This window comes from Planctomycetia bacterium (genome assembly GCA_034440135.1).
In the GTDB taxonomy this organism is placed as follows: domain Bacteria; phylum Planctomycetota; class Planctomycetia; order Pirellulales; family JALHLM01; genus JALHLM01.
This window is the reverse complement of record JAWXBP010000379.1, coordinates 20364-32565: the sequence shown is the minus strand read 5'-3', so window position 1 is coordinate 32565 and position 12202 is coordinate 20364. Positions and strand designations below refer to the sequence as shown.

Sequence of the window (12202 nt, the reverse complement as noted above, 5' to 3'; positions counted from 1 at the left end):
GAGATTGCTTACGGTGCGTCGGTCGCGACGACTTCGATGGACAGACTCCCCATCACTTGCATCACCGGCAAGAAGCTGGCGAGCGCCGAACCGTCGGCGAGATGGGAGTCGCTCAGTTTAATATGTCCGCCGCCGATGCCGCCCAGCCCGAGCGTGGCGTCGTAGGGAATCCATTGCCCGGCGACGTACAGCTCGTCCCACATGTGAAAGGCGCAGCCGGCATTTTTCGCGGAGTGCGTGTAGACCAGGCCGACAGCGACGCGAGCTGGAATTCCGGACGCCCGCGCCAATGCCGCCAATAATACGGCGTGTTCCGTGCAGTCGCCGCGATGGCTTTCGGCGACGTCCACTGCGGTGCCGAAGGCCTGCGAGAAATTCACTTCCTGAATGTACTCATGCACGAATTTCTCGATCGCCGCGGCTTGCTCCACGTCGCTGCGGGCGTCGCCGATGGCCTGCGTCGCGAGTGTGCGAATGCGCGCGTCGTCGCTTTGCACCAATGGATTTGCGGCCAAGTACGCCGCGGCCGGCGCCGGGTCTTTCTCGGCCGTCGGATCGGGTCGCAAAGCGATGACCGTCAACGTCGCAACGTGGGGATCGTCCGCTGCCGCGATCTGTTGTGAGCGCTGCGCAGGGAACGTCGCGACCGGGTCGCCATCATTGAGCCGAACGCGATAGGTCACGTGTTTCGCGCGATGCAAATCGCCGGCCGGCGCTGCGAGCCGCACCATTTGATCGCGGCCGATATCCGGCTGCGTATCGCCTTGTTGAATGCGCTGCGCCGATTCTGCCGACGTGCGCACCGTGAACATGCCAGGCGCTGGCTCCGTTTTCACGATCTCGCCGCGCTCGTTCATCCAGGCCACGACGTTCATCATCGCGCCGCCGGCGAGTTCGTGTTGGGCGTCGATCCGCAATAACTGGACGGAGGATCCTGCCAGGTCGGTCGATTGCCAGTCGCCGGCGATCAATTGGACAACCGCTCCCGTGGGTTGATCGAGCCCCGGCACCAGCGTGGTGATGCTGCGATTCTCACCGGCCTGCAAAGGCGCGCGCAGCAGGCTCTTGTTCACGGCGTCGAACCCGCCGTTGCCACCGGCCCACGGGATGGAGGCCACGGTCTCCTGGTCGCCAATGATCGTCTTGATGGTCAATTGACGGTTCGACACGCCGCCTTCACTGCGCACCAGCGCCGCGCCATGGTCGCTCGTGGTGGTGAACCGCAGCAATTGTCCGGCGTCGGTTTCAACACTCTCGATGGTGGATTCTTGCGTCGAACGCTGGCCGAATCGCAGCAATTCGATGTGCGTCGTCGTGGTGGTTCGCCAAAGTGTCTGGCCGTTATCCTCGATACGTTCGCGCTGCGTGTGCGCAAAACCGATCTGGCTCTTCTGCAGGTAGACGGCTTCCCAATAGTCCTCGGCGACGACGCCCAAGGCTTCCGGTGACCCGCTCCCTTGCGGCACAACTTTCTGGTCGCCATGGCTGTTCACGTCCTGGGGCGCCACGGCCGCCGGTGCGCAGCCCCACACGAGCCCAAGCCCGAGCAGCGCGACAGTCCGCCATTTCGATTTCATCCGAGCCTCCTCCGCCTCCTACCATACCCGGCCGCTGGCGCGGAACATACCGGGCCGTGGCGCTAGCGTTGGAGTCGAACGCCACGAACTTTCTAGCGGCATCGGCTCCCCCTCGCTGGCGCGTCGGGCTAGTATGGGCGTTGTCTAGCACAGTTGCCGGTCTGATTGCCTGGTTGTATTTCCATGTCCGAAATTGTGATCTTCGGCACGCGCAATTTCGCCGAGATCGCGCATTACTACTTTACACATGACAGTCCACACCGTGTCGTGGCGTTCACGGTCGATGGGCAGTTCGTGGAATCGTCGAGCTTCGCTGGCCTGCCGGTGGTGCCGTTCGAGGAGTTGGCGGACAAGTTTCCGCCTGCCGGTCACGGGATGTTCGTCGCCGTTGGGCATCAGCAGCTCAATTCGCAGCGCGAGGCCAAGGTCGCCGCGGCCGAGCAGGCGGGTTATGAACTGGTGAGCTTCGTCAGCACCAAAGCGGACGTCGCCCCGGATTTCGTACTGCAACCGAATACGATGATCATGGAACGGGCCACGCTGCAGCCGTTCGTGCGCGTGGGGCGCGATTCGATTATCTGGAGCACGACGCGGATCGGCTTTCACACGCAGATCGGCGATCACTGTTGGGTCGTCTGCGCACTGTTCGGCGAATCCTGCGTCGTGGGGGACAATACTTTCGTCGGCCTGAACGCCACGATCGCCCCGGGGTCAAAACTCGGCCGCGGCAACATCATCGGAGCGGGCGCGCTCATTACGAAAGACACGAAGGATTTTGAGATCTACCGCGGACAGGCGAGCACGCCGTCGCGCGTGCCGAGCACGCGGCTGAAGAGAATCTAGGGCTTAGGGAATGTCGAATTTCGAAATCCGAATGTCGAATCAAGCCCGCATGACGAATGTCTAATAGGTCAAACGACTCGCCACTTTGCACCTTGTAGTTGTAAGGGCCCTTTCGTCATTCAGACATTCGGCATTCATTCGTCATTCAGATTTAGAAATTCGTTGTTCTCAACAATGCCTTGTTTCCACGATCCTGCCGCTTTTGCCTTTGCCGCCGTGTTGGAGCGGCGTTGGGAGGAGATTCTGCGGGAGTATGGAGGCATTCGCGACGCCCTGGTTCCTTGGCATGAGCGCAAGCTGTACGAGCAAGGTTGGCAGGTGTTTGCGATCTTTAATTTTCCGCTGGGCGAAGCGGTCGACGATCATGCGGAGCGCTGCCCGGTCACCGCGGAGATCGTGCGCGAGCACATTCCGCGTCACGGCGCGGCGGGCTTTTCAGTCCTGGCGCCGGGGACGCGGATTCATCCACATCAAGGATATCAAGGCGAGTTCCTCCGCTGCCACTTGGGACTCGTTGTGCCGGACGGTGATTGCGCCTTGAAGATCGAATCCGAAGCGCGGCCCTGGCGTGCAGGAAAAGTGATGATCTTCGACGACCGCTACCAGCACGAAGCCTGGAACCTGACGGACAAGGAACGGATCGTCTTGCTGATCGACTTTGTGCCGTAGCAAGTTCGCGAAGTACTTTGGCGATGCGGGACCGTTGGCAAATACTGAAATCTGAACACTGAAAACTTCAAACTCCTCCGCATGCCTTCTCATCCACTTCCTGATTGGCAACTTGCTCCCGGCATGACGCGCGGGTTGTGGGAATACTCCCAGGCCGAGCATATCGCCGACGACTACGATGACTTCTTCGCCTACAACAGCCTGTTTGAGTTCGACGCCGAGGTGATCGATCGTCACTTTACGCGGCCAGGCCTCGTGGTCGATCTCGGCTGCGGGACAGGACGAGCCATTGTGCGACTCGCGCGGCGCGGGTTCCGTTGTCTGGCCGTCGATCTTTCCGAGCCAATGTTACGCGTCGTGGAGGAGAAAGCGGATCTCGACCAACTCGATATCTGGCGCGTGCAAGCCGACATGACTCGGATGGATTGGTTGCGCGACGGCGCGGCCGACTATTGTTTGTCGTTGTTCAGCACGATCGGCATGGTCCGCGGTCGCATGCACCGGCAACGCGTGCTTCAACAGGTGCGCCGTATCCTCAAGCCCGGCGGGTTGTTAGTGTTGCACGTCCACAATTGGTGGTTCAACCTGATGGACACGGCGGGCCGCGCGCATATCGCGCGGAGCCTGGTGCGCCGGATGTGGAATCGCGACGAAGAGCTGGGCGATCGGTTCTTCGACTATCGTGGCATCCCGAACATGTTCTTACATCTCTACACGCACCGCGAACTCACCGGCGACCTCCGCCTCGCGGGCTTGCGGATCAAGGAGATGGTCCCGCTCGCATTGACGCGCGATCGACCTCTGAAGCTGCCATGGCTCTGCGGCCGCATCCGCGCGAATGGCTGGATTGTGGTGGCGGAAAGAGTTTGAAGTTTGGGAATGGAGTTTGAAGTGTTCAGTTTTCAGTATTTGTCAGCAAACGGCTCGGCCGAAACATGCGGACTGTTTCTTCCCCACTGAAAACTGAACACTGAAAACTTCAAACTCCTTCCGTGCCGTTACAATCGGACCCCCTGCCGGCAAAGTTTCCGCCTTCCGCAAAGATTTTCTCAAGCTCGCAATTTGACTTCGTCCGGACTCGACCTAGTTTTGAGTGTCCGCGAAAGGCTCCCGCAAGGTGGCCTAACGCGAGGGACCGGGGGTTGCGAAAGCGGCCTTCGTTCCTGACGCCAGCCGGCCCGGACTCGCAATCAAAAGTTGAGGGCGGAATTCTCCGCCGAGCGAGTCCGGGATTAGGGCAGTGTCGACGGGGCCTGTCGCCTCAATGTCCTCGATAAGGGCAAACCGGTCGTAAGGCCGGGACGCAAAGCCAGGGGCCGATTCACGTCGGACGCCCGGTTGCCGAAGGGATGTTGATCAATTGTCGCAAGACGGTTGGTGAATTTTCTTGTTAGGCTGCGAGCGAAGTGAGGCGAGGAGTTGGATCTTTTCTTGGATTGGCCGTGGATGCGTGGCAGGCCAACGGCGGCGCGAGCCGACGTCGCATCGACATCAATCCAACCTATTCAACGCGGCGACCTATTTCTCGCGGTGTACATCGTTGATTTCCGCGGGGTCGCCTCAATCGACTGGAGAATGTCATGAAGAACTTCGCTTCGAAGGTGCAACGTTTCTTGGTCTCGGAAGACGGCCCCACCGCGGTTGAATACGCGGTCATGTTGGCCCTGATTATCATCGTCTGTTTGACGGCCATTAACTCGATCGGTACGAACGCGAACACCACGTTCGAGAGCGTCGCCGCCGAGTTGGCTCCGTAATCGTCGCATACTGGCCCGTCGCTCGCCGCGGACGTTTGGTCCGCGGCGGCGACTGCCGCTCACTGCGGCGACCTACGTTTCGCGACGCGCGTCGTAGCGTGCCGCGGGGTCGCCAATCACAGACATGACACCGGGGAATACCATGCAGAACTTCGCCTTGAAGGTTCAACGTTTTTTGGTTTCGGAAGACGGCCCGACCGCGGTTGAATACGCCGTGATGTTGGCCCTGATTATCATCGTCTGCTTGACGGCCATTAACTCGATCGGCACGAACGCGAACACCACGTTCGAGAGCGTCGCCGCCGAGTTGGCTCCGTAATAACGCACCAGGCCCCGTTGTGCCGGTCGTCGGGATGGCGCCGGCTGGGCAAGCTCGGTTAAGAAAAAACCCCCACGGAGTCCAGGGAACGGACTCCTTGGGGGGTTTTTTGACATACGCTTGCCATGACGACGCCAGCCACTGCGCCACGCCATCCTTCCCCGATGGCGCGGCCTAGCGGCTGCGAACGTCGCTGTTTGATTCCCCTAAGCATGCCTTGAGGTTGTGAGATGTTTGAGCCCCGCCTCCTCGCCGAAGCCTTCGCCGAAAACTGGAGCATTTGGGTGGTGACGATCACCTTGATCGTGGCCGCCGTTATCGACGGTTGGAAACTCAAGGTGCCCAACTACATCACCTTTCCTATGATTCTGTCCGGCTGGGTGTACTGCACCTGGGCGTACGGCTGGGAAGGGCTCGGATGGAGCCTGGTCGGCACGGTTGTGGGACTTGCACTGTTGCTGCCGCTCTATGCCATCGGTGGCATGGGCGCCGGGGACGTGAAGTTGCTGGCCGGCGTCGGCGCCTGGATTGGCGCGGGAGAGACGGGAATTCAAGACCTGTGTTTTGCCTTTGCGCTCTCGGCCCTGATCGGCGCCGTGATCGCCGTCGGGATGGTGCTGGTTCGCCGCAAGTGGGGGCATCACCATGCCCAGTTCTGGTCGATCCTCGCCGAGGTGTGGACGATCCGCAATCCGGAACAACTGGCGACGATCGCCGCCGATCGCAAGAGTTCGATGCTGCTGTTGCCGTATGGCATTCCGATCGCCATCGGCACGATTGTTTACTTCGCCTGGTTTGGAATGCTGCTATGAACGACACCCATGAACAACTGAAGTCCTTGCCGCGGCTTGTCTTAGACTCTGTTGAAGCCACCGCGGACCAGGCCCGGGGAACGGGCGATTTCACACTGGAGAAACCCTGCCGAAAATGCCGAAGAAAACGACGAGGCGCGGCAGTGGTGGAGTTTGCGGTCGTGGCGCCGGTGTTCGTTGCCATGGTGCTTGGCATGATTGAGTTCGGCCGCGCCTTGATGGTGCAGCAGATGCTCACCAACGCTTCGCGCGAAGGAGCTCGCGTCGCGGTGCTGGAAGGATCGTCGGCGTCGGAAGTCGATTCCGCTGTAGCGGAAAGGCTCACGACCATCGACGGCGCCACGGTCGTCTGCGATCCCGATCCGGCGGCTGCTGGTTATGGCGAAAGTATCACTGTTACCGTCACCGTGCCATTTAGTGGAGTAAGTTGGCTCCCATCGCCAATTTTCTTAGGGGGAGAAGACCTCACCGCTAGCACCGTGATGCGCGTGGAACGCGTGCAGTGACACGAATGACTGGCGGGGGCGCCCGACCTGAGTCGGACGCCGCTCGATTACCGAGAGATTCCTCGACGAAGATTTTCGCAAGGGGGGGCCCATGCGTTCGAAGTCGTTAGTGCTGTTGGCGCTCGCATTGGGCTGCGGCCTTGTGGCCGCGATCGGCATCAATCAAGTGATGGCGAATCGCGGTCAGCAATCCGCGCCGACCGAAACTCAGGCCATCTACGTCGCGATGAAGGACATTCCTTCGCGTGAGACGTTGAAGATCGAGGACCTCAAACTCGAAGATTGGCCCAAAGACAAGGTGCCCAAGGGCGCCGTCACCAAGCCGGAACAAATCGCCGAACGTTCGGCGAAGACCAAGTTCTACACCGGCGAGCCGATCCTCGAAACGAAGCTCTTTTCGCCGGACGATCCGGCGCTGGGCGCGAGCCGCCAGATTCCGCCCGGGTATCAAGTCGTCAGCCTCAAGGTGGACGACGTGACGGGGATTTCGAAATTGGTCCTGCCCGGCGACACCGTCGACGTGCAGGTCTTCATCCGCCGCAATCCCGGTTTGGGCGCCAATGAGACGATGACCGCCACGGTGCTGCAAAGTGCCAAGGTGTTCGCCGTGAATGAAATCTTCGACGGCGATCAGGCCACGGGCGAAGAAGGGACCATCGCCGCGAAGACGGTTTCGCTGCTCGTGGAACCTGACCAGGCCAAGCGGGTGATGCTGGCCGCGGAACTTGGCAAGATTCGGCTGACTTTGCGGGGGCCGGACGATAAAACCGAGTCGGAGAACACCATTGTCTCCATTCCGGACCTTTTGAATTTTGGTTCAGGCAAGAAGCCGACCGAAGACAAGGGAGGCGGGTTGTTGAGTTTGCTCAACACCGAGCCGGCGCCGGCTGCTGAGCCAGTGGCAGTCGTGCCCGCGAATATTTGGAACATGCTGGTGCTGGTTGGCGGCGAAGCGCCGCGGCAAGTACAGTTTCAGGACGGTGTGCGCCTCGACGGGGCCGCGCCAACCGACACTTCGATGCCGGCTCAAGCCGATCCGGGCGTGATTCCCAGCGTGGATCCGCCGCAGAACGAACCGGAACCCGAACCGCCGTTCGATCCGGCCGCCGACATCGATCCGGAGTTTGACCAGATCAACTAAAAGAACACCCTGGGGCGCGATGAACCGCGAGGTTCATGGACAGATCGCGCCCCGGGCATAGTCACGGACAGAGACCTTACTCACTACGGACAGTGCAAGGACTACACGGATGTTCCCACGTTCCCCTGGGCGAAGCCTCGCCCCGCGCTTGGCGCTGCTGACCGTCGCCCTGACGATCAGTCACATCGACCTGGCGAATGCCCAGCAATTGGGACGCCAGAGCATCGTGCATAAAATCGAAGCCGCTAACGAGCGGCTCGAACTGGTGGTCAACACTAGCCGCATCTTGACCTTGGGGGCGAAGATTCCCCAGGTCCAGGTCAACAACCCTGACGTGGTCGGCGTGGAGCCCTTGAGCGAAACTCAGGTGCAACTGTTCGCCAAGAAGGCGGGCGTCACGCAGGTCAACCTCTGGGACGAAGACAACAAACTGCACACGATCGACCTGATCGTGTTCGGCGACTCGCAGGAACTGCAATACCTGTTGCAATCGCAGTTCCCGAATGCGTCGTTGAAGGTGTTCCCTCTGGCCAACAACAGCGTCGTCATCTCCGGCTACGTGGATGAATTGGGCCAGGTCGAGCACATTACCGAGATGGCCAAGAACTATTATCCGCAGGTCATCAACAACATCAGCGTGGGCGGCGTCCAGCAGGTGATGTTGCACGTCAAGGTAATGGAGGTCTCACGTACGAAGGCCAGAAACTTGGGGATTGACTGGGCTGCGGTCAACGGTGATGACTTCTTAGCTTCCGGCGTGGGCGGTCTGATGTCCGCATTCGCGCTACCGGGCACGGCCGGAATCGTGCAAGGCCAGTCGGGTAGCGCCTCAATTCTGGCCGGTCCGAGCGCAACTGCCGCTTTCGGCGTTGTGGACGGCAACAGCGCCTTCTTCGGCGTTATCGAGGCCCTGCAAAGGAAGAACGTTGCGAGATTGGTCAGCGATCCGACGCTCGTCACGGTCAGTGGTCGCGCAGCCTCGTTCAACTCGGGCGGTGAGTTCCCGATCCTGGTGCCACAAAGCTTGGGGACCGTCTCGATCGAGTATAAGAAGTATGGAACCCAGATGGACTTCGTACCGATCGTGCTAGGAAATGGCCTCATCCGACTTGAAGTCCGCCCCAAGATTACGGAAATCGACCCGACGCTCAGCGTCGTGACGCAAGGCTCCAATGTCCCTGCGCTGAAATCTCGAGAGGTTGACACCGGTGTCGAAATGAGGCCTGGACAGACGCTCGCGATCGCCGGGCTTATCCAGCAGCGGAGCGAAGCACTGCACCGTGGCGTTCCTTTTCTTGCCGACCTCCCGTACGTCGGCGTGGCGTTCAGTCGCAAAACTGAGCAAATTAATGAAATCGAGTTGCTGATCCTGGTCACTCCGCAACTCGTTGAGCCAATGAACTGCGAAGAGGTCCCGCCGTGCGGTCCAGGCACCATGACGACGCTGCCGACCGATTGGCAGTACTACATGAAGAACCACATCGAAGTGCCGAAGTGCTGCCCGGACGGTTCGCCGTATCCTGGCGCTGGCAGCGAGGGGGAAGGCCTGATCCAGAGCGAGACGGTGGCCCCGGGCACGCAGCAACCAAATCCGGCGATGCAACCGGGCTCCGGCGACGCCCGTCGCCGCGTGCCAGCTACGGTTCCGGTGGCTCGCCGCCAGCAAAGTCGGCCCAGGCAGTCCAATCCGCAGGGAGTGCAAGTTCAACCCGGCCGACCGGCGCAGGCCTCGGCGGGTCAACGTCCCGGATTGGTCGGCCCCATTGGCTACGATGTAGTAGAGTAGCAACACAGGCTGCCACGAAGTGCCACACACGCGCGGCGGGCCTCAATGGCCCGCCGCTTTCGTTGGTGGTTGGGCGTTGTGGCCGCTCCCCTGGTTTCACTCCTGCGCTACATCGAATCATGAGCAACGTACTTCGCTTAGCCATCGTCGATCCCAAGGACGGAACGCGAGAAGCCCTGAAAACGATGCTGCTGGGCATGGACACGGCCTGGCTCGAGGCGGAATGCTCGCGCTACGAGTTCTTCGCCGACGTCGTGCAACAAACGCATCCGGACATCGGCATCGTCGCGCTCGATCACGATCCGAACAAGGCGCTGGATCTCGTCGTCAAGATCAACGAGATGTCGCCCGACTGCAGCATTCTCGTGCTGAGCGCATCGACGGACGGCAATTTGATCCTCCGTGCGATGCGGTCCGGGGCGAAGGAATTCCTCACGCAACCGGTCAAGCTCGAAGACCTGATTGGCGCGATGACGCGCATTCGCGAACGCCGCTTCGGCCGTGGCGAATCGAAGTCGAAGGGGAGCACCGTCATCGCCGTCACGGGCGCCACGGGCGGCGTGGGCACGACGAGCGTAGCCGTGAACCTCGGCTGCGCCATCGCTCGCGATCCGAAAAACACGGTCGCGCTGGTCGACCTGGACCTTTGCCTGGGCGACGCCGACGTGTTCCTGGACATCATCCCGGACTACACGTTATACGACGTCTCGCAGAACGTCACGCGATTGGACTTCTCACTGTTGAAGCGATCACTCACGAAACATTCGTCCGGCTTGTTCCTGCTGCCGCGCCCCGTGCAGATGGAGGACATGCAACATATCACGACCGACGATTTGACGCGCGTGATCGGGCTGCTCAAGGCCACGTTTAGCCACCTGGTGCTCGATCTCTCGAAGGGCTACAGCCCGCTCGATATCGTGGCGTTGCAATCGGCGGATCAGATCCTGATGGTGACGCAGCTCGATTTGCCGTGCCTGCGAAATATCGTGCGATTGATGACGTCGTTCAACGAGATGGACGGCATCGCCGACAAGGTGAAGATCGTCGTCAACCGCGTCGGCATCGACAGCGGACAGATCAGCTTGAAGAAAGCGCAAGACACGATCGGGCGCGAAATCTTCTTCCAACTCCCGAACGATTTCCGCACTATGGTCGACGTCCGCAACAACGGCGTGCCATTGCTGGACCAGGCGCCGCGCGCGGCGATCACGCTGGCCATCAGCGCACTAGCGGAAAGCCTCACCGGCGCCAAACCGGAAGAAGTAGCTGACGCCGACCCTGGGAAATCCAGCAAGAAAGGCCTGTTCGGCCTCTTCCCCGGCAAGAAGGCGGCGGCGAAGTAAGCGCCACGCTTATCACATAAGTCACTCGGCGCGCGTCGCTTGTCGCGGCAACGAATATGGCGGGTGCCTGGGGCAGGGGCGGTGATTGCGGAGTTACTATGGTCCAACTGCTGGGGCTTCGTTGGACTTGTCAACTAATCGCCACGATGCCCCAGCCGATTCGACTTTGTGGGGTTCATTAATTGCCTCAGCCCCAGGCACCCACGCTGAATTTTTGACTCGATAGTTGATATTTGACAGAACGCTCTCTCTCGCTGGCATGTCGCACTATTGCTTCGATTCTTCGCTGGCAAACGCCTGTCGGGCCGCTTCATAGACTTCCTTGAGCGGCACGTTCTTCTCGTCCGCCACGCGACGGCATGACTCGAACTCTGGCGAGAAGCTCGGCGGTTGGCCGGTGATGAGGCCGAGTTTGCCTTCGATCGGTCCCCAGTCGGTCGTCACGGTATGGGCGGCGCGATCGAGCTTATGCCGACTGACCGGCCAGCGCCGCACACCGAGCGTCGATGTTTCGCGGAAGAGGATCTTTTCCACCTTGGGGATCAACGGCGCGGCGCAGATCACGCTCAGAATTACGCCGGGCCGATTCTTCTTCATTTGAATCGCGGTCGTATAGACGTCGAGCGCGCCGGCTTCCCAGAGTTTCGTGATGGTGTGCCCGATCACTTCGCCGGGGACATCGTCGAGGTTCGTCTCCACGACCCAGACGAGGTCGGCGCTGAACTCGCCTTCGCGCGTGCCCACGAACAGTCGCAGCACGTTCGGTTGCTCGGCCAATTCGCGCTGCCCCGCGCCGTAGCCGATGGCCTCGACGATCATCGCCGGCAGGCCGCCGAATTCATCCACGAGCGTAGCCACGATCGCCGCGCCGGTCGGCGTGGTCAATTCCGATTGGACGTTGGAATCCAACAACGGCACGCCCCGCAACAACTCCGCCGTCGCTGGAGCGGGAATGCTGCACAGCCCGTGCGCGATCTGAATGCGGCCCTGCCCTGTTGGAATCGGAGAGCAGACGATGCGATCGACGCCGAGCAGGTCCCAGCCGATCGCCGCGCCGACGATATCGGCGATCGAATCCACCGCGCCGACTTCGTGGAAATGCACTTTGCGGAGCGTCGATCCATGGACCTTGGCTTCGGCCTCGCCAAGCTTGGTGAAAATCCGCTTAGCGAGGTCCTTCTGCCGCTCGCTCAACTTCCCGGCGTCGATCATGTCGACGATGTGATGCAAATGTCGATGGGCGTGTTCCGGCTGGTGCTCGACAATGACCTGCGTGGCCCGAAAGCCGTGCTTCTGGACCTCGCTGCGGGTAATGCTCACGCCGGGCAGGCCGAGCGATTGCACGCCGTCGTTGATGGCCGCCAGATCGACGCCGGCGTCGACTAATGCCCCGAGGGTCATGTCGCCGCTAATGCCGCTGGCACAATCCAAGTAAGCAATCTTCACGCC

Annotated in this window: 12 protein-coding genes and 1 riboswitch; of the genes, 10 read left to right on the top strand and 2 right to left on the bottom strand. The window is 60.7% G+C overall.

What is annotated here, in order from left to right; genetic code table 11:
* Positions 1–8: 8 nt before the first annotated feature.
* Positions 9–1577 carry a transglutaminase-like domain-containing protein gene (locus SGJ19_22545; protein MDZ4783035.1) on the bottom strand — a complete coding sequence of 523 codons (1569 nt, stop codon included), beginning with the start codon at positions 1575–1577 and terminating at the stop codon, positions 9–11.
* 183 nt (positions 1578–1760) lie between these two features.
* Here SGJ19_22545 and SGJ19_22540 point away from each other — a divergent pair, with 183 nt between their 5' ends.
* The 10 genes from SGJ19_22540 (at position 1761) to SGJ19_22495 (ending at position 10753) form a co-directional block, all read left to right on the top strand.
* Positions 1761–2420: an acetyltransferase gene (locus SGJ19_22540; GenBank protein MDZ4783034.1), complete on the top strand. Its 660-nt coding sequence runs from the start codon at positions 1761–1763 to the stop codon at positions 2418–2420.
* A 216-nt stretch (positions 2421–2636) separates the two neighbouring features.
* Entirely contained in the window at positions 2637–3089 is a 453-nt protein-coding gene (locus SGJ19_22535; protein MDZ4783033.1) for an aspartyl/asparaginyl beta-hydroxylase domain-containing protein, read from the top strand.
* Between the two features lie 81 nt (positions 3090–3170).
* Positions 3171–3959: a class I SAM-dependent methyltransferase gene (locus tag SGJ19_22530; protein ID MDZ4783032.1), complete on the top strand. Its 789-nt coding sequence runs from the start codon at positions 3171–3173 to the stop codon at positions 3957–3959.
* Positions 3960–4357: 398 nt separating this feature from the next.
* Positions 4358–4435, top strand: a riboswitch (cyclic di-GMP riboswitch).
* Positions 4436–4669: 234 nt separating this feature from the next.
* A complete protein-coding gene (locus tag SGJ19_22525) occupies positions 4670–4846 on the top strand; it encodes a Flp family type IVb pilin (GenBank protein MDZ4783031.1) in 177 nt (58 codons plus the stop codon).
* Positions 4847–4988: 142 nt separating this feature from the next.
* Entirely contained in the window at positions 4989–5165 is a 177-nt protein-coding gene (locus SGJ19_22520) for a Flp family type IVb pilin (protein MDZ4783030.1), read from the top strand.
* A 230-nt stretch (positions 5166–5395) separates the two neighbouring features.
* On the top strand, positions 5396–5977 hold the full coding sequence (locus tag SGJ19_22515; protein MDZ4783029.1) for a prepilin peptidase: 582 nt from the start codon (positions 5396–5398) through the stop codon (positions 5975–5977).
* Entirely contained in the window at positions 5974–6483 is a 510-nt protein-coding gene (locus tag SGJ19_22510; GenBank protein MDZ4783028.1) for a TadE/TadG family type IV pilus assembly protein, read from the top strand. Before SGJ19_22515 ends, SGJ19_22510 begins: the two co-directional genes overlap by 4 nt.
* 91 nt (positions 6484–6574) lie before the next feature.
* Positions 6575–7624, top strand: a complete 1050-nt coding sequence (gene cpaB / locus SGJ19_22505; GenBank protein ID MDZ4783027.1) for a Flp pilus assembly protein CpaB — start codon at positions 6575–6577, stop codon at positions 7622–7624.
* A gap of 109 nt (positions 7625–7733) precedes the next feature.
* Positions 7734–9410, top strand: coding sequence for a pilus assembly protein N-terminal domain-containing protein (locus SGJ19_22500; GenBank protein MDZ4783026.1), 1677 nt, complete (start codon positions 7734–7736; stop codon positions 9408–9410).
* A gap of 119 nt (positions 9411–9529) precedes the next feature.
* A complete protein-coding gene (locus SGJ19_22495; GenBank protein ID MDZ4783025.1) occupies positions 9530–10753 on the top strand; it encodes a pilus assembly protein CpaE in 1224 nt (407 codons plus the stop codon).
* Between the two features lie 267 nt (positions 10754–11020).
* Here SGJ19_22495 and larC read toward each other — a convergent pair whose 3' ends face one another.
* Positions 11021–12199, bottom strand: a complete 1179-nt coding sequence (gene larC, locus SGJ19_22490) for a nickel pincer cofactor biosynthesis protein LarC (protein MDZ4783024.1) — start codon at positions 12197–12199, stop codon at positions 11021–11023.
* Positions 12200–12202: the final 3 nt, after the last annotated feature.